Here is a 26,386-nt window from a genome sequence, read left to right on the forward strand (position 1 = left end):
AAGGGTTGGCGGCCCGGCATGGGAGCAAAAAAGAAGATAGATGCGCAGCTAACGATTTTCCCGCGCACCGCAACTATTGGTTACATCTTGGTGATAACCTCGACGCACTCCCCGCTCAGATTGACCGCCCGATGCCCAGCCAAACGCCTCTGTTGCTCCGTCACCATCGCCCGTTCATCGCTTTCTGGCTGGCCCGGATCTTCACCGCCAGCGGTTTCCAGATGCTCACCGTGGCCATCGGCTGGAACCTCTACCAACTGACCGGCAACGTCCTCGACCTGGGCCTGGTGGGGCTGGTGGAGTTCGCCCCGCGCGTGCTGTTCATGCTGCACACCGGGCATGTGGCCGATCGCTACGACCGGCGCCGGGTAGCGGCGATCTGCCAGTTGCTGCAAGCCTTGATCGCCCTGGCCCTGGCCGTCGGCAGCCTGACCGACAGCGTCACCCGGGAAATGATCTTCATCCTGGCCTTCCTCCTCGGCGGCGCCCGCTCCTTCGAGATGCCCACCACCCAGGCCCTGCTGCCGAGCATCGTGCCCGCGGCGCTGTTTCCCCGGGCGGTGGCCGCTGCGCAATCGGCGCAACAGTCGGCGACCATCGTCGCCCCGGCCCTGGGCGGGTTGCTGTATGCCTTCGGCAGCGTCTGGGTCTACGGCCCCACCGTGGTCCTGTACCTGATCGCCTGCCTGCTGATGCTCAACCTGCCGGCGCGGCAGACGCCGCTGAACAAGGGCAAGGCCACCCTCGATTCGCTGCTGGCGGGGATTCGCTTCATCCGCAGCCGCCCGGACATCCTCGGCGCCATCTCCCTGGACCTGTTCGCGGTGCTGCTGGGCGGCGCCACCGCATTGCTGCCGGTGTTCGCCAAGGACATCCTGTTGACCGGCCCCTGGGGCCTGGGCCTGCTGCGTTCGGCGCCAGCGGTGGGCGCGCTGCTGATGTCACTGTGGCTGGCGCGTTTCAGCGTCGAGCGCAAGGTCGGGCGGGTGATGTTCACCGCGGTCGGGGTATTCGGCGTGGCCACCATCGCCTTCGGCCTCTCGACCTCGTTCTGGTTTTCCCTTGCGGTGCTGGTGGTGTTGGGGGCGGCGGACATGATCAGCATGGTGATCCGCGCGTCCTTCGTGCAGCTGGAAACCCCGGACGAAATGCGCGGCCGGGTCAGCGCGGTGAACGGCCTGTTCATCGGCGCTTCGAACCAGCTGGGGGAATTTGAATCCGGGCTGACCGCCCACTGGTTCGGCACAGTGCCGGCGGTGGTCCTGGGCGGGGTCGGCACGCTGCTGGTGACCGGGGTCTGGATCAAGCTGTTCCCGACTCTGGCCAAGCGCGATCGGATGATCGAGCGAGTGGAAGAGGCCAAGGCCTGAAGCCGCGCCGGACGGGCGCGGCCAGATTCAGTTATCAATGACCGGGCTGAGCCTCAGCGGCTACACGCCATTTCGCCGCCTCCAGCAGGTCGCAACCATCCTGGGTCAGTACATAGAGCACTTCGATGATGTGCGGGATGTCCTTCACATCGCCGTGGCTGAAGTTCAGGCAGCACAGGGTTTCCAGCAGGTTGGCAGCGGTACGCATACGATGCTCGGCCGCCTCGTGAAGCGCCTCAGGGGACGCATTGGCGTTGATGAAGAGAACACCTGGAAGGCCAGCGCTGGATTTGAGCGGGAGGTAGCGAGGAGTATCAATTGAAATATTCATCGAGAAATCCTTTTTGGTCATGAATGCACTGGGCTGAATAACAACCCAGCGCCCGCCGAACTTGAATGCAAAGCGCCTTCTAATTTCGGGTGACCAAACCCGTTCACTGAATTGGCAGCGACGGCGCGAACTATAGAAGTGCTGGAGCGAACGGTGCAATGAGCGGCCTGTTAACCTTTGTTACCCGCTTTCGAGCCCCACCGTCAGGCCGCTGTAGGCGGCCCTCTCCAACAACAATCAAAGCACGCAACCACCTCGTAACAGCGTGTTGATCATTCTCTGCAATACAAAACCGCTACGAAGAGTGTAAGGTATCGCCTTACACTCGCTCCCCATGATCAAGTCCTTTCAGCACAAAGGCCTGCGCGCCTTCTATGAAACCGGATCGACTCGTGGAATACGGGCTGAGCATGCACGCCGGCTGGCCCGCCAGCTGTCGTTCATGGATCACGCCAGCGAACCGGCAGACCTCAACCTGCCGGGCTGGCGGCTGCACCCACTCAGGGGCGACCTGCACGGCTATTGGTCCCTGGTGGTGTCCGGCAACTGGCGAGTGATCTTTCGTTTCGTAGGTTCGGATATCGAACTGGTCGATTATCTGGACTACCACTGAACAGGAGGCAGGATCATGCCCATTCACAACCCACCCCACCCCGGTGACACCCTGCGCCTGGATGTCCTGCCTGAGCTGGGCATCAGCGTGACGGAGTTGGCCCGGCATATCGGCTATGCCCGCCCGCATCTGTCCAAGGTGTTGAACGGCCATGCGCCGATCCGCGCGGAACTGGCGGTCCGCCTGGAACGTGCCGGAATCGGCAAGGCCAAGGTCTGGCTGGCGGTGCAGGCCGATTACGACATCTGGCACACCGAGCAGGAGTTGCAACCGGTGATCGAGCCTATCGCGGCCCATGTCGGCTGAGCCCTATACCAGCAACTCTGCTGCCACCTGGGCGCGCTTGGCGCGACCGCACAACGCCTCCACCAGGGCCAGGGCAAACGCCAGGGCGGCGCCGGAACCCTGGGCGGTGATGCAGTTGCCATCCACCACCACCGGCTGGTCGACAAAGCTGCAGCCCAGCAGTTGATGGCTGGCACTGGGCAGGCAGGTCATGCGCCGCTGGCGCAGCACGCCATAGGCCTGCAAGGCCAGGGCCGGCGCTTCGGCGATGCCGGCGAACAGGCGCCCCGCTGCTGCCTGGTCCTTGACCAGTTGCATCAGCGGTTGGTGGCTCGCCAGGTGCTGGGCGCCCACCGCGCCGCCAGGCAATACGATCAGATCGAAGCGCTGGGCCAGTACATCCACCAGCATGGCGTCGGCGGTGAGCCGGGTGCCCCGGGCGCAGGTGAGCATGCGCCGGTTTTCGACGCTGGCCGCCAGCACTTCGAGTTCGGCACGGCGCAGGACATCGATCAGGGTCACGCTTTGCAGATCATCGATGCCTTCGGCAAGGGTGACCAAGGCTCTGAAGGTCATGGGGATGACTCCACAAGGAACGTCTTCAGAGCTTAGTCAGCTTTGCCCCGAACCGTTCGCCGCTACCTGATGTAGATCTGCGCGCCGAGGGTATTGCCCGGCGCGTTGATCGAGGTGTTGCGGAAACTGAAGGTGCCTTCCTGCTTGCCCGCCAGGTCGAACACATAGATGTAGCCGACGGTGATCCCGGAGTTGCCGCAAGGCACATAGCTGGAACCGTCCTCGCACACGGCCGAACGGGTGCCGTCGACTTCAAAACCGTCCAGGGTCACATGGGGCTCGCGGCCGTAGCCGATCTCCAGCACATAGACCTTGATGTTCGGGCCGCTGTGATCGCACTGGGTCCGTTCACGGCCGTCGGAAACGTCCTCCAGCCCGCAGGAAGGTGACAGCACCTTGAGAATCTCCACCCGGCTCAAGGGTGGCGCCGAGCGAGCCACGGCCGGAGTCGTCAGCCAGCAGGCCGCTGCTCCCACCAACGCCAACGCGATCATTTTCACTGTGCTGCGCATAAATCCTCCCTTGAAAGCAGGGCGCAGTATGCGCTACTTGCCAGCGGGGCAAAACATCGCCGACGATCGCAGCCATTGGCCCACGCTGCTGGTATGATGCGCGGCTTTTTCCGACCCAGGGCAAATCCGCAGGCACCTTATAAAGTCTGTGCTTTGCTGTTGGAGTCGATACATTCACGGCGCCCGGCGGCGCCACGGGGAGCAGACATGCTGGAAAGGCTGTTTCAACTCAAGGCACACAACACCAACGTGCGCACCGAGATTCTTGCGGGCGTCACCACCTTCCTGGCCATGGCCTACATCCTTTTCGTCAACCCGAGCATCCTCGGCGAAACGGGCATGGACAAAGGCGCGATTTTCGTTGCCACCTGCCTGGCGGCGGCCATCGGTTCCACCGTCATGGGCCTGATCGCCAACTACCCGATCGCCCTGGCACCGGGCATGGGCCTGAACGCCTTCTTCACCTACACCGTGGTCCTGCACATGGGCCACACCTGGCAAGTGGCGCTGGGTGCGGTGTTCATTTCGGCGGTGCTGTTTTTCATACTGTCGATCTTCAAGATCCGCGAATGGATCATCAACAGCATCCCCCTGCCCCTGCGCTCGGCGATTGCCGCCGGTATCGGCCTGTTCCTGGCGCTGATCGCCCTGCATAACGCAGAGATCGTGATCGGCAACAAGTCGACCCTGGTGGGCCTGGGCGACCTGAGCAAACCGGCGCCTATCCTCGCAGCCCTGGGCTTTGCCCTGATCGTGGCCCTGGAAGCCCTGAAAGTGCGCGGCGCCGTGCTGATCGGCATCCTCGCGGTAACCCTCGTCTCCATTCTCATGGGCGTCACCCCGTTCGGCGGCGTGACCTCGATGCCACCGTCCCTGGCCCCGACCTTCCTGCAGCTGGACATCAAGGGCGCCCTGGACATCGGCCTGATCAGCGTGATCTTCGCCTTCCTGTTCGTCGATCTGTTCGACAACTCCGGCACCCTGATCGGCGTGGCCAAGCGCGCCGGCCTGATGGGCAAGGACGGCCACATGCCGAAAATGGGCCGGGCGCTGATCGCCGACAGCACCGCGGCCATGGCCGGTTCCCTGCTGGGCACCTCGACCACCACCAGCTACATCGAATCCGCTGCGGGCGTGAGCGCCGGCGGCCGCACCGGCCTGACCGCCATCGTGGTGGCGATCATGTTCCTGCTGGCGCTGTTCTTCTCGCCACTGGCGGCCAGCGTGCCCGCCTTCGCCACCGCGCCGGCCCTGCTGTTCGTCGCCGTGCTGATGACCTCGGGCCTGGCGGAAATCGACTGGGACGACATCACCGTTGCCGCTCCCGTGGTGGTCACCGCCCTGGCCATGCCTTTCACTTACTCCATCGCCAACGGCATTGCCTTCGGCTTTATCGCCTGGACCGTGATCAAACTGCTATCGGGCCGCGCCCGTGAGCTGAACGCGCCCCTGGTGATTCTGTCGATCCTGTTCGTGATCAAGCTCGGTTACCCCGCATGACTTTTGACGCCGCAAGCTACAACAGCCAGTTGAACGACAAGGTCGCGCGCCTGCGTGACCTGCTGGCGCCTTTCGATGCGCCCGAGCCCCAGGTCTTCGACTCGCCCTTGCAGAACTTCCGCCTGCGTGCCGAATTCCGCCTGTGGCGCGAAGCCGGTGAGCGGCACTACGCGATGTTCTCCCAGGACGACAAGCGCACGCCGATCCTCATCGAGGAATTCCCCATCGCCAGCCAGCGCATCAACCAGTTGATGCCCCGGCTCAAGGCCGCCTGGCAAGCCAGCGCGCCCCTGAGCCACAAGCTGTTCCAGGTGGAGTTCCTCACCACCCTGGCGGGCGACGCGATGATCACCCTGTGCTACCACCGCCCGCTGGACGAGCACTGGCACAAGGCGGCGAGCCAATTGGCCGCCGACCTCAACGTCAGCGTGATCGGCCGCTCCAAGGGCAAGCGCGAAGTCATCGGCCAGGACTACGTGGTGGAAAAGCTCGACGTCGGCGGGCGTACCTTCAGCTACCGCCAGCCCGAGGGCGCCTTCACCCAGCCCAACGGCACGGTGAACCAGAAGATGCTCAACTGGGCCTATGAAGCCCTGGGCGAACGCCAGGACGACCTGCTGGAGCTGTACTGCGGAAACGGCAACTTCACCCTGCCCCTGGCCACCCGGGTGCGCAAGGTGCTGGCCACCGAAATCAGCAAGACCTCGGTCAACGCCGCGCTGAGCAACCTCAGCGAAAACGCGGTGGATAACGTCACCCTGGTGCGTCTGTCCGCCGAAGAGCTGACCGAAGCCCTGAACGAGGTGCGTCCGTTCCGCCGCCTGCAAGGCGTGGATCTGAAGAGCTACGAATTCGGCAGCGTGTTCGTCGACCCGCCCCGGGCCGGCATGGACCCTGACACCTGCGAACTGACCCGGCGTTTCGACAACATCCTGTACATCTCCTGCAACCCGGAGACCCTGGCGGCCAACATCGCCCAACTGCACGACAGCCACCGCATCACCCGCTGCGCGCTGTTCGACCAGTTCCCCTGGACTCACCACATGGAATCCGGGGTCTTGCTGACCCGCCGCTGATCGGCCCTGCGTCAACCAACAGCCGTCCTCGCGACGGCTGTTTGCATTCTGCCGCCCGCCCCCTGCACAGGAGCCGGCTTGCCGGCGATGGGCCCACTGGGACATGCGCCGTGCTGGCGGGTGCTTTCGCTGGCAAGCCAGCGCCTACAAGGCCAGGCCTGACGCGCCCCAACATTGACCACCGCCGCCCCCTGGCTGTGTAAAACGCGGGCGACGGCGGTGTATCAAGCCGACACTCAGGCGGCCAGGGCCCAGTCCAGGGCCATGCCCGGTACGCCCACCAGGCTGATATCGGTCGCGACTGCGGCAGCCGGGGTGGCGTGGGCAACGCCGGCCGCGGCTAGGTCGTCAAAGGTCGAGTTCAGCGACAGGCTGGGGTCGATGGCCTTGAGCAGGGCATCGATCTCGCCGGCCAGGGCCGAGCTGTCACCGCTCATCAGGCCGTAGACCACCTTGTGCACTTCGCCTGCACGCCCTTCTTCCTTCAGGCTGTCGAGGCCCAGGTTGCTGAAGCTGACTTCCTGGCTGACCAGGTGGTAGTTGCTGCCCGCACCACCGGCGAGGGTGTCGCCCAGGGAGATGGTGTCCACCGAGCCCCACAGGGTATGGCTCGGGTTGCTGAACAGGGTGTAGTGCAGGTTGCCGTCGGCAACGAAGGCGGCGTCGCTGGCGGTGCTCTTGATCGCGTACTGGGTGCCGTCGAACGGGCCCGGGTTGAAGCCGCCGGTGTTGGTGCCATCGACCACTTCGCCTGGGCGGTGGTTGACGTCACCGAAGTAGGCCGACCAGTCAGTCAGGTATTGCGCAACAGTATTACCGCCGTAGGTAGCGCTGTAAGAGATCGAAATGCTCATGCAAAACTCCAATACATAGGTGGGTCATGGCCGCAGCACGCCAATGCCTGCTGCGGTTTTGCCCGGCAACGGGCAAAAGCGCTCAGAACTGATATTCCACGCTGCCCTGCAGGGTCCGGCCGCGGCCGAGGGTGAAGGCCAGGACATCGCCGAGGGGCACCAGGTAGGCGCGGTCGGTGACGTTTTCCATGGCCAGGCGCAGGGTCAAGTCTTCAGTGGCCCGGTAGCTGCCATACAGGTCGTAGACGGTGTAGGGCTTCCAGTCGGCCGGGTAGACGCCGGTCTGGCTCACGGTGCCGGTGGCGGAACCGGCGATCGAGTAGCCGGCGCTGTAGCGGGCCCGGGCACCGATATCCAGCTTGCGTTCGAAAAAGCGCGCGCCCAGGGTCAGGGTGCCGCGGTCCATGGGCATGTGTTCGGCCGAGCCGAGGATCGCGGCATTGCAGCGGCTGGCCTGGTTGGCGGCCTCATCGGGGCGCATGCCGGTGACGATCGCGCCACGCCCGGTGCCGCTCTTCACCGGCTGGGTCACGCCTCCCAGCCAGGCGACTTTCGTGCAGAAATCGTTGTCGCCGATCATGTGGGTGTAGTTCAGCTGGCCGTAGGCGCGGCCGGCGTCATAGTCCAGCTGGTATTCCACGCCCTTGAAGCGGGTACTGCTGAGGTCGTTGACGTAAGCGCTGTTGCCGATGCCGGGCGAACCGTAGCCGGGGGGCTGCACGCCCATGGCCATATAGATGAAGTCGTCGACCCGGGTATCGAAGTAGGCCACCTTGATTCCCAGGCGGTCATCGTTGAACCAGAGGTTTTCCTTGAAGACGTTGACCCCCGCTTCCCAGGTGGTGGAGCGCTCCGGCTTGAGAAACGGGTTGGGGAAGGTGCTCTCCGAGCCGCCGCCGTGGGGCCGGCCGCTGATCATGGTTTCGGTCACCGCCGGGGGCCGCCAGCCCTTGCCATAGCTGGCGAACAGTTGCAGCCACTCGACCCCGGGCTTGAGCGACAGGCCGAAGGTCGGCGAGAAGCGCCCTTCCTGGCTGTCGATGTCGTAGGCCACGGGCACCGAGACCTGCTGCGGCGTCTTGCCGATGACAAAGGTGCGGGTGTTGATCCCGGTCTCGCCCCGCAGGCGGTAGCGGTCGTAGCGCAGCCCGGCATTGAGGTTCAGCCAGCCGTCGTAGTCGAAATCCAGCCGCGTGAACAGGCTGCCCAGGGCCCGGTCGCCCTCGGGGGTCATGCTCGCCGCCGGCGAGGCGTTGACCGCCGAACCCTTGGGCACCGGCTGGCTGGAGTCGGGGCGGACCTTGTCATAGAAGAACTCCAGGCCGTAGTTGGCCTTGAGCGTGGACAACTCCCCCAGGGCAAAGGTCGAGGTGTTCTGCGCCTGCGCACCGTAGGTGTCGGTCTGGTAGGTGATCGAATAGCCCGGGCTGCTGCGGCGGGTCAGGGTGCTCTGGTCGTTACTGTTGTCGACGTAGTAGAGCTTGGCCTTGAAATCGATCAGCGGGTTGTCCGGGGTGTAGCTGTAGTCGAGGCCGACGTTCTGCGAATGCACCTTGCTGCTGCCGAGCTTTTCCCAGAGCCGCTCCTGGTTCTCGGTGTTCATCATGTTGGCGTCGTCGTAGGCCACCTCGGTGCTCAGGTAGCTCAGTTGCAGACGCTGGTCCTGGGGCAGGTTGAGCCCCAGTTTGGCCAGGCGTGAGCGCATCACCGAAGCGGAATAGGCCACCTTGGAGTGCTTCACCCGGTCATTGATCGACGGGGCCATCCAGCTGCCGGTGCGCAACTCACCGATGCCGCCACGGGTCCCCGGCCGGTAGTCGCCCAGATGCCGCTCACTGGCGGCCAGCAGCATGTCCCAGGCTTGGGTGCCGATGGCGAAGGCGGAGCTGCCGATGAAGTGAGTGCCGTTGCTGCGGCCGCCCAGGCCCGTGGTCAGGCGGATCCGGCCACCAAGCTCCTGGCCGGGCTTGAGCAGGTCGCGGGCCTCAAGGGTGCGAAAGTTGGCGACCCCGCCGATCACCCCGGCGCCGCCCATGGTCGAGGTCGCGCCCTTCTCCACCACCACTTCGGAGAGCAGTTCGGGGTCGACATAGAGGGTGCCGTTGCGCTGCTGGTGGCCGCTTTGCTGATAGTTCTGGCGCATGCCGTCCACCGACATGTTGACCCGGCCATAGTCCTGCAGGCCGCGGATGTTCACCGACAAGCCGGGGTCCTGCTGGCTGACGGCCGAGTACACGCCGGAGGTTTCCTCCAGCATCTCGGCGGCATGCCGCGGTGGATTGCGATCCAGTTGCTCGCGGCCGACCATGCTCACCGAGCGCGGCGCGTTGTATACCCAGTCGCTCTGGCGACCTTCAGGGTCAGCGGAAACCGTGGTGGGGGCCAGGGCCAGGGCGCCATCCCGCGCGGCTTCCACCCGGCTCAGGGTCACCTGGCGCTCACCGCTAAAGCGATACTCCACCGGGGCATTGCCCAGCAGGCGGGCCAGCCCGTCCTCAGCGCCGTAGCGCCCCTTGAGTGGCGAACTGTGCAAGCCATGCAGGCGCAGGCTGTCGAACAGCACTTGCACCCCGGCCTGCTCGGCAAACAGCAGCACGGCACTGCCCAGGGCTTGGGCGGGAATATCGAAATCCAGCTCGCGTGGCTGCTGGGTACTCTGCCGGGCAGCTCCGACGGGCTCCGCCGCGTGCAGCAGGCCGCTTCCCGCCAACAGTCCTGCTACGCCCAAGTGGATGGCCAGGGCCAACCGACTTGCGGCGTGAATTCCAGTGCGACGGCCTACCCTCATGTCCCTGATTCCTGCGCTGGCTATTTTTGCTTATGCGAATGCATCTCAATTAGATAGACGTGCCAGGCCGGAAAACTCAGTAAGGTTTTTTCCGATTATTTTTCAGGGATAGGGAAAGAGGCCCGCAGGCCTCAGTAAATCAGGCTGACGCCGGCCAGGTCGAAACGTTGCACCTGCAGCTCCTGGGTCAGGGTGACCAGGGCGGCGTCGAGCATGTCCAGGCGGAAGACCGCGCTGACCTGCCGCTGGGCCAGGGCCCTGTTGGCCAGCACCACCCGCCCGGGGCGATAGCGATTCAGACGCTCCACCACCACGCCCAGGGGCTGGCGATCGAACACCAGCACACCGCGCCGCCAACTGGTGGCCCGTTGCAGGTCGAGCCCATCGATGGCGACCACCCCCGACTGCGGGTCATAGCGCACGCTCTGCCCTTGCTGCACAACCTGCTCGCCAGTGCCACCCTGCGCCGGAGCATCCAGGCTCACCGCGACACTGTGCTGCAACACCCCGACCCAGGCTTGCTGGTCGCTCTCCCGACCGACCACGAAACGGGTGCCCAGGGCCCGGGTCTGGCCACCGGCGCTGCGTACGATGAAGGGGCGCTTTTCCTCGCCGACCATGGGCGCCACGTCAAACACCGCGGAACCGGCCAACAGCAGGACCTGACGTTTCTCGTCGCTGAAATCCAGACTGATGGCGCTGTCCGAATCCAGCTCCACGGTGCTGCCATCGGCCAGTTGCACGCTGCGCACCTGGCCTTTTCCGGTCAGGTAGTCGGCTTGCAGGTACAGCAGCGCCTGCGGCCCTTGCAGCCAGCCCAGGGCGACCGCCAGCACCAGCACGGCCGCGCTGGCAACTCGTGGCAGCAGACGCCGGCGGCGCGCTCGATGCGCCGCCGGCCTTCCTGCCTGACGCCGTGGCGGCGCCGTGCCGGCCAGCTCCGGGTCCAGGCGCAGCTCTCCCAGGGCTTCCCAGGTCTGCCGGGCAAACGCCAGGGCCTCGGGGTGACGCGGGTCGGCGGCCTGCCACTGGGCAAGCTGCGCCTGCTCGACGGCGCTCAGCCCTCCCGCCTGCAAACGCACCGCCCAGTCGGCAGCGGCCTCGGTGATACTGCGCTCTTGCGGACCCTGGCTATTCACGTGTGAATCTCGATTTCTCGTTATACATAAGCAGTGACGTCTGACCCCGACTTTTACCGTAACTCACTGGTCAACCGGCCGACCGTCGGTAGCCTGCAGGCGTTGCATCACATAGGCCAGTGCCCGGGCCAGGTGCTTTTGCACCGAGCTGTCGGAAATGTTCAGGTGCCGGGCCACCTCGGCGTGGGTCATGCCTTCAATGCGGTTCAGGCGAAAGATTTCCCGGGTCCGCGGCGGCAGTTCCGTGATCGCCTGTTTCAGTGCCTTGCGCTGTTGCTGCGCCATCGCCTGAGCCTCCAGCCCGGCCGCCTCATCCTCGATGTCGGCCAGCACTTCATGGGGCACGGTCTGTGTCTTGCGCCGCGCTTCCTGACGTACATGGTCGATCAGCAGGTTGTTCGCCGTGCGGTAGAGATAGCCCTGGGAGTTGTCGATCCGCTCGCCGTGCCGATGCTCGGCCAGCCGCAGGAAACTCTCCTGCACCAGATCTGCGGCCAACTGCGGGTCCCGTACCTTGCGCGCCAGATACCCACGCAAGGCAGCGGCATGCTTGAGAAACAGTCCCTTGAGATCCACGTCCGACAAACCTACTCCCTGGAACATGAAGGAAATTGCCGGGCATCTTAAGATCAGTCGAGAATGATTTTCAATTGATATCAATATTCATTGGCGATCCACTCTGGCGCCGGTCAACCTCATTCCGGCGCCTCCACCCGATACGCCGAGCCAGATGCACCCGTTGCGTCAAGGCCTGGCGCAAGCCCTCAAGGACTGCCAGCGCCGGGCGGCGACCATGGGGGACAACGTCCCAGAGCTCGACGCCGTTGTGCCAGAAGCTGAAGCGAAAACGGGCACTCCAACGACCGCCATCCACATGCACATGGGGTGGGCAATGCTCGTCACGCAACATGACGACGACCGCATAGCCCTTGTAAACGAACACTTTCATGCCAACCCATCCGTTAGGTTATTGAGTCCAAGAGCTCGTGTTTCCATGATTAATCCGACCACTGGCCTGAAAGAGCAGCAGGAGGCGACCTGCTTGAGGTCAGCCCCGGAGGGGCCAGGGCAGCCTTACGGCAGTTGCAAAGTCGTCAGCATTTATTGCCGGGCAGGGCCTTGCCACGGCCATCGCCCATAACAGCGTTCGATTATCGAACACTTAATCAACCTTCCCGGCCTCGGCTCTCGGCCATCAATTGACCAAATTAACCAGTTAGTACAATTTACCTCCCCAGCGCCTCGTACCTTCTCCCGAGGCTGACAATAACAACGGAGATCTACCCCCATGCGTCCTATCGTTCTGGTGCTCAACGGCCCGAACCTGAACCTGCTCGGCACTCGTGAACCGGCGACTTACGGCCACGAAACCCTGGCCGATGTCTCTGCCTTGTGCGGCCGTGCCGCCGAGGAATTCGGCCTGGCCGTGGAATTTCGCCAGACCAACCACGAAGGCGAATTGCTCGACTGGATCCACGCCGCCCGCGGCCGCTGCGCCGGCATCGTGATCAACCCTGCCGCCTGGACCCACACCTCGGTGGCGATCCGCGATGCCCTGGTAGCCAGTGAGCTGCCGGTGATCGAAGTGCACCTGTCCAACGTCCACGCCCGCGAACCCTTCCGCCATCATTCCTTTGTCTCGGGCATCGCCCTGGCGGTGATGTGCGGCTTCGGCAGCCACGGTTATCGCCTGGCGCTGGAACACTTCAGCCTGCGGTTCAAGGAGCAAGGTCTATGACTGGCCCTACAGGCGTACTCGCCGGACTGATCGGTGCCGGCATCCAGGCTTCGCGCACCCCGGCCCTGCATGAACACGAAGGCGATGCGCAAAACCTGCGCTACCTGTACCGGCTGATCGACCTGGACCAACTGGGGCTCGACAGCAGCGCCCTGCCCGACCTGCTCCAAGCCGCCGAACGGATGAACTTCACCGGACTGAACATCACCTTTCCCTGCAAGCAGAGCATCCTGCCGCTGCTCGACGAGCTGTCCCCGGAAGCTCGCGGCATTGGCGCGGTCAACACCGTGGTGCTCAAGGACGGCAAGCGGGTCGGCCACAACACCGACTGCCTGGGTTTTGCCGAAGGGTTCCGCCGTGGCCTGCCAGGCGTGGCCAGACGCCGCGTGGTGCAGATGGGGGCCGGTGGCGCCGGCGCGGCAGTGGCCCACGCCCTGCTCAGTGAGGGCGTGGAACACCTGAGCATTTTCGATGTGGAAAACCAGCGGGCGCAGAGTCTGGCGGACAACCTCAACCAGCACTTCGGTGCCGGTCGGGCCAGGGCCGGCACCGACCTGCCCAGTACCCTGGCCAGCGCCGACGGCCTGGTGAACACCACGCCCATGGGCATGGCCAAGCTGCCGGGCATGCCGGTGCCGGTGGAACTGCTGCGGGCGGATCTGTGGGTGGCCGAGATCGTCTATTTCCCACTGGAAACCGAGCTGTTGCGCAACGCCCGCGCCCTGGGTTGCCGAACCCTGGACGGCGGCACCATGGCGGTGTTCCAGGCGGTCAAGGCATTCGAGCTGTTCAGCGGCCGGAGCGCCGACCCGCAACGGATGCTGGCGCACTTCCAGAGCATGAATGGCTGAAATGCGCCTGTAGCCGCTGCCGCAGGCTGCGACAGGCCTCGCCGGGGCCTCGGCATCCGTCGGGAAGCTGGCGAGCCTGCGGCTCGTTCGCAGCCTTGGGTAGCGGCTACAGGTACTGCGCCTACTCGGGCTTGAGCTGCAGGCGCGAGAGCAGGCCGATCAGCAGCACGTTGAAGAGAATCATCAGCAGACTGCCGAACAGGCCCACCACATTGATCAGCGCGCTCGGCAGCCAGTCGAATACGCTGAACCCGGTCAGGGACAGCAGGCGCTCGCCGAACCAGAACGAGTCAACGACGATCATCAGGATCAGGATGATTTTCAGCGTGGGAACGGGGTTGCCCATGGTGCCTTCCTTGTCGAGGGGGATGTTGTAGGAGCCGGGGTGGCGATGGCGATCTTACGGACGCTTTCGCTGGCAAGCCAGCTCCTACCGGCAGTGGCGTCAGACTTGCAGGTAGCGCAGCACCGACTCGCAGATCATTTCCCGGTGCCGTTGCTTGATGGCTTCGTCCGGCAGGTCGATCTGGAAGATCTCGCCAAAGGTATGACGGTTCGACACCCGATAGAAACAGAACGAGCTGATCAGCAAATGCACGTCCAGCGGATCCAGGCCGCTGCGGAACACCCCTTCCTGCGCGCCACGCTCGAGGATCTCGCCCAGGGCATGGAGGATGGTGTTGTTCATCGCCTTGATCACGCCGGACTGCTTGACGTACTCGCCCTTGTGGATGTTCTCGATGCTGACGATACGCACGAAATCGACATTGCGGTCGTGGTGATCGAAGGTGAACTCCACCAGCCGGCGAATCGCCTCCTGCGGCGCCAGTTCCGCCAGGTGCAGACGGCTCTCGGTGCTGCGGATATCGCCGTAGAGTTTCTCCAGCACCTCGACGTACAGCTGCTCCTTGCTGCCGAAGTAGTAATAGATCATGCGCTTGGAGGTGTGGATGCGCTCGGCGATCGCATCCACCCGCGCGCCGGACAGGCCCTGCTGGACGAACTCGACAATGGCTTCTTGAAGGATGTTCTCGCGGGTCTTTTCCGGGTTGTTCTTGCGACTCTTGCGCGGTTCGAGAGCTGGCTCATCGGGCGCAATCGAGCGTTCACTGGTCATTGTCATTCTGGGCTCACGGCCATCACTGCACACGCGGGCGATTATGGGCCGCGTCCTGTCGCGAAAGAAAGCACAGAGGCGGCGGATTGCCGCCTCCGGTTACCAATCCGCTACAACTTGGCCTGACGCACCGCGCCACTGCGGGACTTGGCCATGGCCGCCAGACGCACCGCCACGTTGGCCGCGCCATAACCGGCGTAGCCGTTCTTGCGCTGGATGATCTCGAAGAAGAAGCGCCCTTCGAAGGCCTCGGTGTAGACATGGAACAGCTCACCGCCCTGGGCATCGCGGTCATACAGGACGTTGTAGTAGGCCAGCTCGCTGAGGAACTCATCGTCGAAGTCAAAGCGCGCGGCCAGGTCGTCGTAGTAGTTGAGCGGAATGTCCAGCAGCGGCACCCCGGCCTGCTTGGCCCGGCTGACCTCGGCGAAGATGTCGTCGCAATCAAAGGCGATGTGATGCACCCCCGAGCCGCGATAGCTGGACAGCGCATGGGAGATCGCGGTGTTGCGGTTTTCCGAGATGTTCAGCGGCAAGCGGATCGAGCTGCAGCGGCTGCGCAGGGCCCGGCTTTTCACCAGGCCATAGGGATCGGGCAGCACCACTTCGTCATCGGCTTCAAAATCCAGCAGGCTCTTGTAGAACAGCGCCCAGCTGTCGAGGCTGTCCGCCGGCAGGGCCATGGCCATGTGGTCGATGCGCTTGAGGCCGCCCTTGGCCTGCACCCCTTCGTACAGGTTGAAATCGGTGGCGTACAGGTGCTGGCCACCCTGCTGCGGGTCCACCAGGTAGATCAGACTGCCATCGGGCTCGCGCACCGCTGCCAGCTCCAGCTCGTTGGGACCGACCAGGCCGCGATAGGGCTGGCCCTTGTAGGCCACCGCCCGCGCCAGGGCCTTGGCACTGTCCTTAACCCGGATGGCCGTGGCACACACCGACGGGCCATGGGCCTCGAAGAAGCTGTGGGCGAAGGAATAGGGCTCGGCGTTGAGGATCAGGTTGATATCGCCCTGGCGCATCAGGCTCACGTTCTTGGAACGATGCTCTCCGGCCTTGGCAAAACCCAGGCGCTCCAGCCAGCTCCCCAGCTTGGCGCCCAGGGCATCGTCCACCGCGAACTCGAGAAACTCGGTGCCGCCATAGGCTTCAACTGCCGGCGGGGCGAACAGGATGTCCAGGTTGGGAACCGGCTGCGCTTCCTGCAGCAGGCGCTCGCGGGTCTTCTCCTCCAGGTACAGCAGGGAACGCAGGCCATCGGCGGCGTTGGCCCGCGGCGGCGCGGCGCGAAAACCGTCGTTGAAGATCTCCAGGGACAGCGGCCCGGTGTAGCCGCTCTTGATGATCGGCGCCAGAAAGCCCGGCAGGTCGAACTCGCCCTGGCCGGGGAAGCAGCGAAAATGCCGGCTCCACTCCAGCACGTCCATGGCCAGGATCGGCGCGTCGGCCATCTGCACGAAGAAGATCTTGTCCCCGGGAATCTCGGCAATCGCCGCCGGGTCGCCCTTGAGCGACAGGGTGTGGAAGCTGTCCAGCAGCACCCCGAGACTCGGGTGATCGGCGCTGCGCACGATGTCCCAGACCTGTTGATAAGTATTCACATGACGGCCCCAGGCCAGGGCCTCGTAGCCGATGCGCAAGCCACGGGCGCCGGCCCGCTCGGCCAGCAGGTGCAGGTCGTCGATGAGGATCTGCCGCTCCCCGAGGCTGTCGGCCTGGGCGTTGCTGCACACCAGCACCAGGTCGGTGCCCAGCTCCTGCATCAGGTCGAATTTGCGTTCGGCGCGTTCCAGGTTGCGCGCCAGGCGATCACGGCGGCAGCCCTCGAAATCCCGAAACGGCTGAAACAGGGTGATGGCGATCCCCAGGTCGGCGCACATCTGCCTGATTTCCCGGGGGCTGCCGTCGTAGTAGAGAAGATCGTTCTCGAAAATCTCCACCCCATCGAACCCTGCGGCGGCAATGGCTTCGAGTTTTTCCGGCAGGGTGCCGCTCAAGGAAACGGTGGCAATGGAACGCTGCATGATTCAACTCCCGGGAAATGACGGCCGGTGGCGCCCGAGCCTTTTATTCGATGGAGCGGATTATTCCACAGCATGATTTAAAGTGTACGAACCAGTTAGTTTTGTGTTCGATTATCGAACAGAATGCCGATTGGCGAATTGACGATTTTTCGGCCACTGCGCACCATCGACAACACATTGAGCTGCCCCGAAAACCGCGGCTTCAATCACCCAGACCCAGAACAGACCATAAAAATTTCAAAAATCGGGTACACCCTCATGCTTGCACTCAACGCCCCGCCCTGCTGCTCATCCCTTTGGCTTGCGCCTGGAACGACCTCAACCGGCACCCTGGATCACGACACGCGACAGCCCTGAGCTGCGGTCGTCCCGATGACGTTCGTCCACCTGCAGCAACGCCGCAACGACGAACCTACCCAGCCGATCAATCACCCAGTCCCCGGCGCACATGCCCTCGCTGACGATTGATCACGCGCCTTAGAGTTCCGACGAGCCCTGGCTCGTCAGTCACTGAACGGATGGCTTACATGATTCCTTCTCAAAGCTCTCGCATCGCCCCGAGCCTGCGTGTTGCCGGCGGTATCGGCGACAAGATCCGCGGCGCCATGGCCGTCGGCAAGACCCGCTGGGGCATGCTCGCCCTGGTGTTCTTCGCCACCACCCTGAACTACATCGATCGCGCCGCCCTGGGCGTGATGCAGCCGATCCTGGCCAAGGAAATGAGCTGGACGGCGATGGACTACGCCAACATCAACTTCTGGTTCCAGGTCGGCTACGCCGTGGGCTTCGTGCTCCAGGGCCGGCTGATCGACCGGATCGGCGTGAAGCGGGTGTTCTTCTTTGCCGTGCTGCTCTGGAGCCTGGCCACCGGCGCCCACGGCCTGGCCACTTCGGCGGCGGGTTTCATGGTCTGCCGGTTCATTCTCGGGCTCACCGAAGCCGCCAACTACCCGGCCTGTGTGAAGACCACGCGCCTGTGGTTCCCGGCCGGTGAACGTGCGGTGGCCACCGGCATCTTCAACGCCGGGACCAACGTTGGTGCGATGTTCACGCCGATGCTGCTGCCCTTGATCCTGCATGCCTGGGGCTGGCAGGCGGCGTTCCTGTGCATGGCCGCACTGGGCGGCATCTGGCTGCTGTTCTGGGGCCTGAAATACTTCAACCCGGAAGATCACCCCAGCGTCAAAGCGTCGGAGCTGGCCTACATCCAGCAACAAGCGGAACCCGAGGAAACCCGCGTGCCCTTCAGCCGCATCCTGCGCATGCGCGGCACCTGGGCCTTCGCCCTGGCCTACTCGCTGACCGCGCCGGTGTTCTGGTTCTACCTGTACTGGCTGCCGCCGTTCCTCAACCAGCAGTACAACCTGGGGATCAACGTGACCCAGATGGGCATCCCGCTGATCATCATCTACCTGACCGCCGACTTCGGCAGCGTCGGTGGCGGCATCCTCTCCTCGTTCCTCATTGGTCGCGGCATGAACCCGATCAAGGCGCGGCTGCTGTCGATGTTCATGTTCGCCTGCTGCATCATCGGCGTGATCATGGCCGCCGGCACCGCCAACCTGTGGCTGGCCGTGTTCGCCATCTCCCTGGGGATCGGCGCCCACCAGGCCTGGACCGCCAACATCTGGAGCCTGGTGATGGACTACACGCCCAAGCACATGATGAGCACCGTGTTCGGCTTCGGCGGCATGTGCGCGGCCATCGGCGGCATGTTCATGACCCAGATCGTCGGCCACATCCTCACCGCCACCAACAACAACTACACCGTGCTGTTCACCCTGATCCCGGCCATGTACTTCATTGCCCTGACCTGGATGTACTTCATGGCCCCTCGCAAGATTCCGCAAGTAGAAGACTGATGCTCCTTTCACGCAGGCCCGCCCAGGGCCTGCGTTTTTTTTATCTGCTTGTGCCCCCTTTTGTTTTTCCACACTCGGAGATCGTCCCATGACGCTGGGTAACCTGAGCATCGCCAAGCGCGCCGTGATCAGCTTCGGCGTGATTGCCCTGCTGGTCCTGCTGCAGGGGCTGTTCGCCCTCAAGCAAGTGGCCGAAGTCCGCGCCACCGGCCAACACACCGAAAACATTTCCCTGCCCAGCACCCGCTACCTGGGAGAAGTGCGCGACTACGTGCTGAGCATCCGCGTGCTGAGCCTACGCATGGCCCTCAACCGTGAACCCAAAGTGCTGGAAAGCACCATTGCCCGCCTGCATCAGGTGCAAGCCTGGCTCGACCAGGCCCTGGCCAGGTTCGCGCCGCTGGTAGGCGATCACAACCGGGTGCAGTACGAGACATTCCTCGCCACGGTCAAGAGCTACCAACAGGCCCTGGCCGAGTACGAAGCCCTGTCCCGGGACAATCGCAGCAGCGAGATGACGGCCCTGCTCAACGGCAAGATCCAGGATTACTCGACCCAGACCGGCGACCAGTTCACCGAACTGATGAACCTGACCGCCGAGGAAGTCAGCCAGTCGGCCCAGCGTGCCGACGCGCTGTACACCCAGGTCAAAGTCACGGTGATCGGCGCCCTGCTGGCCGTCGCCGTGCTGACCCTGTGCCTGGCCTGGCTGCTGATTCGCAGCATCGTCATGCCCATCCGCCAGGCCGTGGGCGTGGCCGAGCAAGTGGCCGCCGGTGATCTCAGCCGCCCGATCCACAGCGAGGGCAGCGATGAAACCGCGCGCCTGCTCAAGGCCCTGGCCAGCATGCAGGCCAGCCTGCGTGAAACCCTGCAACTGATCAGCAGCACCTCGACCCAACTGGCCGCCGCCGCGCAACAGATGAGCCAGAGCACCCACCAGGACTCCAGCCGCCTGCAGCAGCAACACAACGAAATCGAGCAAGCGGCCACCGCGGTCAACGAGATGACCGCGGCCGTCGAGGAAGTGGCGCGCAACGCGGTGTCCACCTCCGACACCACCCGCCAGTCCACCGCCCAGGCCGCCCAGGGACAGACCCGGGTGATCGAGACCCTGGACTCGATCCAGGCCATGAGCAGCGATGTCGGCACCGCCCTGCAGCAAGTGCAGACCCTGGCCGAGCAGTCACGGGAAATCGGCAAGGTGCTGGACGTGATCCGCGCCATTGCCGAACAGACCAACCTGCTGGCCCTGAACGCCGCCATCGAGGCCGCGCGGGCTGGGGAAGCCGGGCGTGGTTTTGCCGTAGTGGCAGACGAAGTGCGGGCCCTGGCCCATCGCACCCAGCAGTCGACCCAGGAAATCGAACAGATGATCGGCCGGGTCCAGGGCGACACCGACAGCGTGGTGCAGTCCATGCACGGCAACAGTCAGCGGGTGGCCCAGACCCTGTCCATCGCCGAACAGGCCGGGCTGGCCCTGGGGGAAATCACCCGGGCCATGGAGCAGATCCACGAGCGCAACCTGGTGATCGCCAGTGCCTCGGAAGAACAGGCCCAGGTGGCCCGTGAAGTGGACCGCAACCTGCTGAACATCCGCGACCTGTCCCTGGAAAGCGCCGATGCCGCCACGCGCACCAACGCCACCAGCCAGGAGCTGTCGCACCTGGCGGCCGGCCTGCAGAACCTGGTGGTGCGCTTCCGCTTCTGAGCCGTCTCAGCGGCGGCGTTGCTGCCAGGCCGCCGCCAGCCCGCTGAGGCAGATCACGGCGATGCCCACTTGGGTAATCCCATCCGGCGTGTGGCTGAACAGCAGCCAGCCCAGCAGCCCGGCAAAGACAATCTGGCAATAGCCGAAGGGCGCCAACAGCGCCGGTGCCGCATGGCGAAAGGCCTGGGTCAGGAACAGGTGGGCGCACATGCCACAGGCCCCCAGCGCCAGCATCAGCACGCCATGGACAATCCCCGGGGTCTGCCAGAAGAACGGCACCAGCGCCGTCATCACCAGGGTGTTGCACAACCCGGCGAAGAAGTTGCTGGTGGTGGGGCTGTCGTGCTCGGCCAGCTTGCGGGTCAGCAGTTGATAGAAGCAGAAGAACAGCGCCGAACAGAACGGCAGCAGCACCGCCGGCGTGAAGAGTTCACCGCCCGGGTGGACGATGATCAGCACCCCGACAAAACCGCAGATCACCGCCAGCCACTGGCCGCGGGTCACCTGCTCGCCGAGCAAGGGCACCGACAACGCGGTGACCAGCACCGGCGCGAGAAAGTTGACCGCCGTCGCCTCGGCCAGGGGGATGAACAGCAGCGCCGAGGTGAACAGCAAGCTGGTGCTGAGCAGGCACAAGGCCCGCAGCACTTGCAGCAGCGGTCGCTTGCTGCGCAGCACCCGCAGGCCGGATTGCGGCAGGAAGATCCCGGCCATCAGCAAGGTGTGGACCAGGTATCGGGCCCAGACCACCATGATCACCGGGAAGAACCCCGAGAGGTATTTGGACAGGGCATCGTGGCTGGCGAACAGGAAGGTCGCCAGGACGATCAGCAGGATGCCCTTGAAAGGCTGATTGATCCCGGAAAGGGGCGTGCTGCGGGTCATGGGCATTCCTTGAAGGTGATTGAAGACACAGCTTCGCCGGCAAGCTGGCTCCTAGCGGGTATTTGTAGGAGCCGGCTTGCCGGCGAAAGCCCTCCCGCCCACTCAGGTCCTGGCCAGCAGCGCGCGAGTTGCATCCAGCGCCATCTGTGCCCGCTGCAAGGCACTCACGCCCTGTTCGAGCAATTGCACCGTGGGAATTTCCAAGCTCAGGGGCAACTCCGGCGGCAGACACTTGAGCAACCCCGCCAGATCACAATCGCCCTGCCCCGGAAAGCGCCGCTCGTTACGGGCCTGGCGCAGGATCTCCTGCATGTCGTCCGGCCGTGGCCCGGCCACGTCGCACAACTGCGCGTAACGCAGGCGCGCCGGATCAACCTTGGCCAGGTCCGCCAGACGCGACCCCGAACGGTCGAAATGGAAGGCGTCCACCAGCACGCAGCCATTGTCACGACCGGCGTTTTCCACCACCCGCACGGCCTGCTCCAGGTTGCGCGCGTCGGTCCAGGGCATGAACTCCAGGTGCGGGTGCAACCCGTACTGCCGCGCCAGATCGCACAGGGCGGCGAAGTTGTCGGTCATGCGCGCCTCGTCCGGGTCATTGCCCGCCACCAGCAACTCGCTGGCGGCGAACTCGGCGCCCACCGCCAGCAGCGCTTCGAAGTCCCCCACCCGGGTCTGCGGCTTGAGCCGCAGGATCTCCACATCCAGCACCCGCACGCCGCTATCGCGCAGGCGCGCCAGGGTCTGGCGACGCAAGCCGGCATCCGCCACCAGCGGGAAGTGATGCTCCTCCGGGGTCGCCGGTTCCAGGCGCAGGCCGACATGGCTGTAGCCGGCCCGGGCCGCCACCTCCACCATCTCCGGTGGTGACAGCTCCAGCACGGTCAGGCTGGCCAGGGAAAAAATCCGTTCACTCATCAGTCGTTCACTCAATCGGGGTTGGGGTGCAGGCGCGACCCGTGGCCGCGGCCTGGCGAATCGCCTCGACCAACGCCAGGGTGCGCGCGGCATCGGCGGCGCTGACCAGGGGCGCGACTTCGCCGCGGACGACTTGGACGAAGTGCAGCAATTGCAAGCGCAGGGCCTCGCCCGGCTCGAAGACCTCCTGCTGCATCAGCAAGGGTTGATGCCAACCCTCCCCGGCTTCGGCGTAATGCCAGTGCTTGAGCTGGGGAATGCTCAGCGCGCCCTCGGTGCCGGCCAGCAGGTAGCAAGGCTGGTCGGCCTGACGCGGATACACCGGGTTCTCCCCGGCATCCAGCTCCCAACTCCAGGGCGCGGCCGCGGCATCGGAACCGGTCAGGCTGCCCAAGGCGCCGCTGTCGAACTGCAGCAGCACCGCGGCGCAATCTTCGTTGGCGTAGCCGCGCACGCTGTTGCTGGTGATGGCCTGCACTTGTCGCACTTCGCCACACAGGTGGCGCAGCAGGTCCAGGTCGTGGATCAGGTTGGTCAGCAACATGCCGGCCCCGGCCTCGCGGCGCCAGGGAATATCGAAGTAGCTCTCGGGTTTGCGCAACTGCCAGAGCGCGGTGACGTTGGTCAGGCGGCCCAGGGCGCCGCTGTGCACCAAAGCATGGGCGCGGGCGATCAATGGATTGTGGCGCCGGTGGTGGCCCACTAGCACCGGCACGCCCGTGTTGCGCGATGCCGCCACCAGCTCGCGTACTTCATCCAGGTGCACGCCCACCGGTTTTTCCAGCAGCACCGGCACGCCTGCGGCCAGGCAATCCAGGGCAGTGCTGACGTGAAGATTGTTGGGATTGGCGACGATCACCGCGTCCGGGCGAATGTCCTCCAGCAGGGTTCGGTGATCGCTGAAATGCGGCACCTGCCATTGCGCGGCGACGGCGAAGGCCTCGGGGCCGGGATCGGCCACGGCACACAGCCGGGCCTCGGCCAGGGTCTTGAGGTGCTGGTAGTGCTGCTGCCCCATGTTGCCGACGCCGATCAGGGCAATGCGCAGTGGCGAGTTCAATGGAAGATCCTCTTGTGATTGTTATAGGGACGATGAATTCCAAATATTTAGAACCCAGTTCCATTTTCATACAAGAGGGATAAAAAATACCGTCCGATTATCGAACGGCTTTGTGCCGAGCCGAGGCTCGTGTAGCCGCTGCCGCAGGCTGCGAACGGCTGTGCAACAGACGCGGCGATATCAAGGCCACCACCCGCCCGACGGGAGATCGCCAGGCAAGGCCCTGCGGGCCTTTGCGCAGCCTCGCAGGCTCGGCAGCGGCTACAGAGGGCATACCGAAGCCTATGTAGCCGCTGCCGCAGGCTGCGAACGGCTGTGCAACAGACGCGGCGGTATCAAGGCCACCACCTGTTCGGCGGGAGATCACCAGGCAAGGCCCTGCGGGCCTTTGCGCAGCCTCGCAGGCTCGGCAGCGGCTACAGAGGACATACCGAAGCCTTTGTAGCCGCTGCCGCAGGCTGCGAACGGCTGTGCAACAGACGCGGCGATATCAAGGCCACCACCCGCCCGACGGTAGATCGCCAGGCAAGGCCCTGCGGGCCTTTGCGCAGCCTCGCAAGCTCGGCAGCGGCTACAGGTTGAACAGTTCGGAAGCCTGGCTGGCGGCCGACAGCTCTTCGGCAAAGCGCAGCAGCAACGGCGCCAGTTGGTGCAGCCGCGCCAACGGCAGGCGCGCGCTGGGGCCGGCGATGCTGAGCACGCCCACCACCCGGCCATCGATGGGATGACGCACCACGGCGGCAATCGCCGAGGTGCCGACCGCCGAACTTTCCTCGACCCAGGCGTAGCCCTGCTCGCGGGCCAGGCGCAGGCGTTCGAGCAACTCGATGTTCGAGCGCGGTGCATTGGGCCCCAGGTCCGCCGGGGGCTCCACGCCCTGGCGCTCCACCAGCGACAAGGCCTCGGCATCGCTCAGGGTGGCCAGCCAGGCATGCCCGGAAGCGGTATAGAACAGCGGCGCCTCGCGGCCCATGTCCGGGTCGTAGCGCAGGCCGGAACGGGCGCCCTGGGACTTGGCGATCCAGGTCTGGCGCTCGCCCTCGATCACGCCCAGGCGCACCAGCTCGCCGGCCTCCTGGGCCAGCCGATCGAGCACCGGCTGGACAATGTCGGCGCCGCTGACCGCAAGGTAGCGAAAGCCCATGGCCACCAGCCGGGTGGACAGCTGGTAGCGCAGGTTGTCCGGGTTCTGGCGCACATAGCCCAGGCGAATCAACTCCGCCAGCAGGCGATGGGTTGCACTTTTGGGGATCTCCAGCTGTTCCGCCAGGGTCTGCAGGGGCAGGCCGCGGGGGTCACCGGTAAGACGTTCGAGAACGCTGAAGACGCGTTCGATTTGACTGCCAGCCATGGTCGGGTCCCGACAAAATTTGGCCGATTCTAGTGACAACGGGCCGGTTGGGGAACTGCGCGGCAGGGTTCGATTACCGCCCAGAATCGACGCGGCCGGACCCGGGGCCCGGCACAACGCCTTGTGCGCAGGTTAGCCGAGCCCGTATATTTTTTGGAACCACCTTCCACAAATCCAGCATCCAGCGACTGCGCCACAGCCCTATTGGCCGGGCATCGTCCGACCGAGCGTGCTGTACGCCCCTCAACCGCCGGCCACCGCCCCGACCTGTCGCCCCCGGCTGCGCTGCTTTATCCACAGGGAGATTGCCCATGCCTCACACCCTAGATTGCCCGGTCCTGACCCACAGTGGCCTGCACATGCCCAAGCTCGGCCTGGGCACCTGGCCGATGCTCGATCTGGAATGCACCCGCGCCGTGGAACAGGCCCTGGAGCTGGGTTACCGGCACATCGACACGGCCCAGGCCTACCACAACGAAGAAGCCGTGGGCCTGGCCCTGGCCAATAGCGCGGTCCCCCGGGAGCAGATCCACGTCACCACCAAGGTCTGGTGGGACCAGTTGCAGCCCGATGCCATGCGCCACTCGCTGGAGCGTAGCCTGAAAGCCCTGCGCAGCGACTACGTCGACCTGTTCCACATCCACTGGCCCGCCAGCGACTGGGAGCTGGAGCGCAGCATCGACACCCTGGTGTCGTTCAAGGAACAAGGCTGGGTGAAGCACATTGGCGTGGCCAACTTTCCCCTGGCCCTGCTGCGCCGGGTGGTCGAGGAATTGGGCGCGCCGTTGTCGGCGATCCAGGTGGAGTACCACGTGCTGCTGGGGCAGCGCGGCCTGCTGGATTACGCCCGCGAACGCGACATGGTGCTGACCGCCTATACCCCGCTGGCGCGCAACAAGGTTTCAGAGGTGGCCGAGATCCAGCAGATCGCCGCCAAGCACGGCGTGTTGCCGACCCAGGTGGCGCTCAAATGGTTGCTGGACCAGGACAACGTCGCGGCGATCCCCAAGGCCAGCAGCCGGGCCAACCAACTGGCCAACCTGGACTCCCTGAAGATTCGCCTGGACGATGCAGACCGGGCGCTGATCGCCGCCCTGCCCAAGGATCAGCGTCAGGTCAGTCCGGACTTCGCTCCGGCCTGGGACGCTTGCGACCACTGATGCCCACCCCACGGCGCGGCGTCAGGGAAAGGTTTCTGGAGGGGCGGCCCGGCGATGTTTCAGAAGTCGAAGAATACCGTCTCGCCCTCACCCTGAATGCGGATGTCGAAACGGTAGGCGCGCTGGCCATTGATCTCGCAAGGATGGGCCAGCAGGGTTTCCCGGCGCTGCGGCTGCTCGATCAGGTTCAGCACCGGGCACTGGGCGTTGGCCTCCGGCTCATCGGCAAAGTACAGCCGGGTGTGCAGGTGGATATTGATCCCCCGGGCAAACAGCGACAGGTTGATGTGCGGCGCCATGGGCACCCCGGCAGCGTTCTTCACCACCCCGGGCTTGACCGTGTTGAGGGTCCATTCCCCGGCATCGAAGGTGGTGGCGGTGCGGCCAAAGCAGTTGAACGGCTTTTCGGTGTCGAACACCGGGTCGTAGACCCCGGCAGAATCGGCCTGCCAGAACTCCAGGAAGGAATCGCGCACCAGGTGGCCGTTGCCGTCGTACACATGGCCGATCAGCAGGATCCGTTCGCCCGGCGCATCGGGCTTGGCCATCTGGTTCCAGATTTCCTCGGGGCGGGTCGGGTTACCCGCCGCCGCCAGGGCCAGGCCGATGTGCACATAGGGGCCGGCCGTTTGCGAGGGGGTTTCAGGCAGCAGTTGAACAGGCATGGC

The 26,386-nt window shown here is 64.6% G+C and carries 25 protein-coding genes and 1 pseudogene; 10 read left to right on the top strand and 16 right to left on the bottom strand.

What is annotated here, in order from left to right; genetic code table 11:
• The first annotated feature begins 131 nt into the window (after positions 1-131).
• Positions 132-1,370 (top strand): MFS transporter, encoded by a 1,239-nt coding sequence (locus POS17_RS26315; RefSeq protein WP_060841192.1) that lies wholly within the window; start codon positions 132-134, stop codon positions 1,368-1,370.
• Between the two features lie 34 nt (positions 1,371-1,404).
• On the opposite strand, the gene POS17_RS26320 is transcribed toward POS17_RS26315, so the two are convergent.
• Positions 1,405-1,701 carry a hypothetical protein gene (locus POS17_RS26320; protein ID WP_060841193.1) on the bottom strand — a complete coding sequence of 99 codons (297 nt, stop codon included), beginning with the start codon at positions 1,699-1,701 and terminating at the stop codon, positions 1,405-1,407.
• A gap of 334 nt (positions 1,702-2,035) precedes the next feature.
• Between POS17_RS26320 and POS17_RS26325 the strand changes: the two genes are divergently transcribed.
• Together POS17_RS26325 and POS17_RS26330 are read left to right on the top strand one after the other, a co-directional pair.
• Complete coding sequence (locus POS17_RS26325; RefSeq protein WP_060841194.1) at positions 2,036-2,314, top strand: type II toxin-antitoxin system RelE/ParE family toxin; 279 nt, start codon at positions 2,036-2,038, stop codon at positions 2,312-2,314.
• A 15-nt stretch (positions 2,315-2,329) separates the two neighbouring features.
• Positions 2,330-2,620 carry a HigA family addiction module antitoxin gene (locus tag POS17_RS26330; RefSeq protein WP_016966170.1) on the top strand — a complete coding sequence of 97 codons (291 nt, stop codon included), beginning with the start codon at positions 2,330-2,332 and terminating at the stop codon, positions 2,618-2,620.
• 3 nt (positions 2,621-2,623) lie between these two features.
• Here POS17_RS26330 and POS17_RS26335 read toward each other — a convergent pair whose 3' ends face one another.
• Positions 2,624-3,175, bottom strand: coding sequence for a DJ-1 family glyoxalase III (locus tag POS17_RS26335; RefSeq protein WP_060841195.1), 552 nt, complete (start codon positions 3,173-3,175; stop codon positions 2,624-2,626).
• Between the two features lie 62 nt (positions 3,176-3,237).
• Complete coding sequence (locus POS17_RS26340) at positions 3,238-3,687, bottom strand: DUF4879 domain-containing protein (protein WP_060841196.1); 450 nt, start codon at positions 3,685-3,687, stop codon at positions 3,238-3,240.
• A 207-nt stretch (positions 3,688-3,894) separates the two neighbouring features.
• On the opposite strand from POS17_RS26340, the gene POS17_RS26345 reads away from it, so the two are divergent.
• Both POS17_RS26345 and trmA read left to right on the top strand, forming a co-directional pair.
• Positions 3,895-5,187 carry an NCS2 family permease gene (locus tag POS17_RS26345; protein ID WP_060841197.1) on the top strand — a complete coding sequence of 431 codons (1,293 nt, stop codon included), beginning with the start codon at positions 3,895-3,897 and terminating at the stop codon, positions 5,185-5,187.
• A complete protein-coding gene (gene trmA, locus POS17_RS26350; protein WP_060841198.1) occupies positions 5,184-6,263 on the top strand; it encodes a tRNA (uridine(54)-C5)-methyltransferase TrmA in 1,080 nt (359 codons plus the stop codon). The genes POS17_RS26345 and trmA overlap by 4 nt, the downstream gene beginning before the upstream one ends.
• A gap of 236 nt (positions 6,264-6,499) precedes the next feature.
• On the opposite strand, the gene POS17_RS26355 is transcribed toward trmA, so the two are convergent.
• The 5 genes and pseudogenes from POS17_RS26355 to POS17_RS26375 form a co-directional block, all read right to left on the bottom strand.
• On the bottom strand, positions 6,500-7,117 hold the full coding sequence (locus POS17_RS26355; RefSeq protein ID WP_060841199.1) for a heme acquisition protein HasA: 618 nt from the start codon (positions 7,115-7,117) through the stop codon (positions 6,500-6,502).
• Between the two features lie 82 nt (positions 7,118-7,199).
• Positions 7,200-9,905 (bottom strand): TonB-dependent receptor, encoded by a 2,706-nt coding sequence (locus POS17_RS26360; protein ID WP_060841200.1) that lies wholly within the window; start codon positions 9,903-9,905, stop codon positions 7,200-7,202.
• 131 nt (positions 9,906-10,036) lie between these two features.
• A complete protein-coding gene (locus POS17_RS26365) occupies positions 10,037-11,044 on the bottom strand; it encodes a FecR family protein (protein ID WP_060841201.1) in 1,008 nt (335 codons plus the stop codon).
• Positions 11,045-11,107: 63 nt separating this feature from the next.
• Complete coding sequence (locus tag POS17_RS26370; protein WP_060841202.1) at positions 11,108-11,629, bottom strand: RNA polymerase sigma factor; 522 nt, start codon at positions 11,627-11,629, stop codon at positions 11,108-11,110.
• Positions 11,630-11,735: 106 nt separating this feature from the next.
• Positions 11,736-11,993: pseudogene (locus POS17_RS26375) on the bottom strand (DUF4160 domain-containing protein); the annotation flags it as partial.
• Between the two features lie 339 nt (positions 11,994-12,332).
• Between POS17_RS26375 and aroQ the strand changes: the two are divergent.
• Entirely contained in the window at positions 12,333-12,782 is a 450-nt protein-coding gene (aroQ, locus tag POS17_RS26380) for a type II 3-dehydroquinate dehydratase (RefSeq protein WP_016967261.1), read from the top strand.
• Positions 12,779-13,633 (top strand): shikimate dehydrogenase, encoded by an 855-nt coding sequence (locus tag POS17_RS26385; protein WP_060841203.1) that lies wholly within the window; start codon positions 12,779-12,781, stop codon positions 13,631-13,633. Before aroQ ends, POS17_RS26385 begins: the two co-directional genes overlap by 4 nt.
• Positions 13,634-13,754: 121 nt before the next feature.
• Here the strand turns inward: POS17_RS26385 and POS17_RS26390 are convergent, their stop codons facing one another.
• The 3 genes from POS17_RS26390 to quiC all read right to left on the bottom strand — a co-directional run bounded on the left by POS17_RS26390 (position 13,755) and on the right by quiC (position 16,771).
• Positions 13,755-13,979 carry a hypothetical protein gene (locus POS17_RS26390; protein WP_060841204.1) on the bottom strand — a complete coding sequence of 75 codons (225 nt, stop codon included), beginning with the start codon at positions 13,977-13,979 and terminating at the stop codon, positions 13,755-13,757.
• 99 nt (positions 13,980-14,078) lie between these two features.
• Complete coding sequence (locus POS17_RS26395) at positions 14,079-14,756, bottom strand: TetR/AcrR family transcriptional regulator (protein WP_060841205.1); 678 nt, start codon at positions 14,754-14,756, stop codon at positions 14,079-14,081.
• A 104-nt stretch (positions 14,757-14,860) separates the two neighbouring features.
• Complete coding sequence (gene quiC, locus POS17_RS26400) at positions 14,861-16,771, bottom strand: 3-dehydroshikimate dehydratase QuiC (protein WP_060841206.1); 1,911 nt, start codon at positions 16,769-16,771, stop codon at positions 14,861-14,863.
• Between the two features lie 527 nt (positions 16,772-17,298).
• On the opposite strand from quiC, the gene POS17_RS26405 reads away from it, so the two are divergent.
• Entirely contained in the window at positions 17,299-18,633 is a 1,335-nt protein-coding gene (locus POS17_RS26405) for an MFS transporter (protein WP_060841207.1), read from the top strand.
• 88 nt (positions 18,634-18,721) lie between these two features.
• A complete protein-coding gene (locus POS17_RS26410) occupies positions 18,722-20,344 on the top strand; it encodes a methyl-accepting chemotaxis protein (protein WP_060841208.1) in 1,623 nt (540 codons plus the stop codon).
• Positions 20,345-20,350: 6 nt separating this feature from the next.
• Here POS17_RS26410 and POS17_RS26415 read toward each other — a convergent pair whose 3' ends face one another.
• The 4 genes from POS17_RS26415 to POS17_RS26430 form a co-directional block, all read right to left on the bottom strand.
• A complete protein-coding gene (locus POS17_RS26415; protein ID WP_060841209.1) occupies positions 20,351-21,229 on the bottom strand; it encodes a DMT family transporter in 879 nt (292 codons plus the stop codon).
• A 102-nt stretch (positions 21,230-21,331) separates the two neighbouring features.
• Entirely contained in the window at positions 21,332-22,147 is an 816-nt protein-coding gene (locus tag POS17_RS26420) for a sugar phosphate isomerase/epimerase family protein (RefSeq protein ID WP_060841210.1), read from the bottom strand.
• A gap of 7 nt (positions 22,148-22,154) precedes the next feature.
• On the bottom strand, positions 22,155-23,207 hold the full coding sequence (locus POS17_RS26425) for a Gfo/Idh/MocA family protein (protein WP_060841211.1): 1,053 nt from the start codon (positions 23,205-23,207) through the stop codon (positions 22,155-22,157).
• Positions 23,208-23,778: 571 nt separating this feature from the next.
• Positions 23,779-24,558, bottom strand: a complete 780-nt coding sequence (locus POS17_RS26430; protein WP_060841212.1) for an IclR family transcriptional regulator — start codon at positions 24,556-24,558, stop codon at positions 23,779-23,781.
• Between the two features lie 311 nt (positions 24,559-24,869).
• Between POS17_RS26430 and POS17_RS26435 the strand changes: the two genes are divergently transcribed.
• Positions 24,870-25,718, top strand: a complete 849-nt coding sequence (locus tag POS17_RS26435; RefSeq protein WP_060841213.1) for an aldo/keto reductase — start codon at positions 24,870-24,872, stop codon at positions 25,716-25,718.
• 59 nt (positions 25,719-25,777) lie between these two features.
• Here the strand turns inward: POS17_RS26435 and pcaG are convergent, their stop codons facing one another.
• Positions 25,778-26,383, bottom strand: coding sequence for a protocatechuate 3,4-dioxygenase subunit alpha (gene pcaG / locus POS17_RS26440; protein WP_060841214.1), 606 nt, complete (start codon positions 26,381-26,383; stop codon positions 25,778-25,780).
• Positions 26,384-26,386: the final 3 nt, after the last annotated feature.

Origin of the sequence: Pseudomonas sp. Os17 (genome assembly GCF_001547895.1) — a bacterium.
Taxonomy (GTDB): domain Bacteria; phylum Pseudomonadota; class Gammaproteobacteria; order Pseudomonadales; family Pseudomonadaceae; genus Aquipseudomonas.

Coding starts and splice junctions, on each gene's coding strand:
- POS17_RS26395 (WP_060841205.1), bottom strand. CDS start 14,756: ATGACAATGACCAGTGAACGCTCGATTGCGCCCGATGAGCCAGCTCTC.
- POS17_RS26345 (WP_060841197.1), top strand. CDS start 3,895: ATGCTGGAAAGGCTGTTTCAACTCAAGGCACACAACACCAACGTGCGC.
- POS17_RS26405 (WP_060841207.1), top strand. CDS start 17,299: ATGATTCCTTCTCAAAGCTCTCGCATCGCCCCGAGCCTGCGTGTTGCC.
- POS17_RS26430 (WP_060841212.1), bottom strand. CDS start 24,558: ATGGCTGGCAGTCAAATCGAACGCGTCTTCAGCGTTCTCGAACGTCTT.
- POS17_RS26325 (WP_060841194.1), top strand. CDS start 2,036: ATGATCAAGTCCTTTCAGCACAAAGGCCTGCGCGCCTTCTATGAAACC.
- quiC (WP_060841206.1), bottom strand. CDS start 16,771: ATGCAGCGTTCCATTGCCACCGTTTCCTTGAGCGGCACCCTGCCGGAA.
- POS17_RS26315 (WP_060841192.1), top strand. CDS start 132: ATGCCCAGCCAAACGCCTCTGTTGCTCCGTCACCATCGCCCGTTCATC.
- aroQ (WP_016967261.1), top strand. CDS start 12,333: ATGCGTCCTATCGTTCTGGTGCTCAACGGCCCGAACCTGAACCTGCTC.
- POS17_RS26420 (WP_060841210.1), bottom strand. CDS start 22,147: ATGAGTGAACGGATTTTTTCCCTGGCCAGCCTGACCGTGCTGGAGCTG.
- POS17_RS26320 (WP_060841193.1), bottom strand. CDS start 1,701: ATGAATATTTCAATTGATACTCCTCGCTACCTCCCGCTCAAATCCAGC.
- POS17_RS26435 (WP_060841213.1), top strand. CDS start 24,870: ATGCCTCACACCCTAGATTGCCCGGTCCTGACCCACAGTGGCCTGCAC.
- trmA (WP_060841198.1), top strand. CDS start 5,184: ATGACTTTTGACGCCGCAAGCTACAACAGCCAGTTGAACGACAAGGTC.
- POS17_RS26330 (WP_016966170.1), top strand. CDS start 2,330: ATGCCCATTCACAACCCACCCCACCCCGGTGACACCCTGCGCCTGGAT.
- POS17_RS26385 (WP_060841203.1), top strand. CDS start 12,779: ATGACTGGCCCTACAGGCGTACTCGCCGGACTGATCGGTGCCGGCATC.
- POS17_RS26340 (WP_060841196.1), bottom strand. CDS start 3,687: ATGCGCAGCACAGTGAAAATGATCGCGTTGGCGTTGGTGGGAGCAGCG.
- POS17_RS26355 (WP_060841199.1), bottom strand. CDS start 7,117: ATGAGCATTTCGATCTCTTACAGCGCTACCTACGGCGGTAATACTGTT.
- pcaG (WP_060841214.1), bottom strand. CDS start 26,383: ATGCCTGTTCAACTGCTGCCTGAAACCCCCTCGCAAACGGCCGGCCCC.
- POS17_RS26360 (WP_060841200.1), bottom strand. CDS start 9,905: ATGAGGGTAGGCCGTCGCACTGGAATTCACGCCGCAAGTCGGTTGGCC.
- POS17_RS26335 (WP_060841195.1), bottom strand. CDS start 3,175: ATGACCTTCAGAGCCTTGGTCACCCTTGCCGAAGGCATCGATGATCTG.
- POS17_RS26410 (WP_060841208.1), top strand. CDS start 18,722: ATGACGCTGGGTAACCTGAGCATCGCCAAGCGCGCCGTGATCAGCTTC.
- POS17_RS26415 (WP_060841209.1), bottom strand. CDS start 21,229: ATGACCCGCAGCACGCCCCTTTCCGGGATCAATCAGCCTTTCAAGGGC.
- POS17_RS26390 (WP_060841204.1), bottom strand. CDS start 13,979: ATGGGCAACCCCGTTCCCACGCTGAAAATCATCCTGATCCTGATGATC.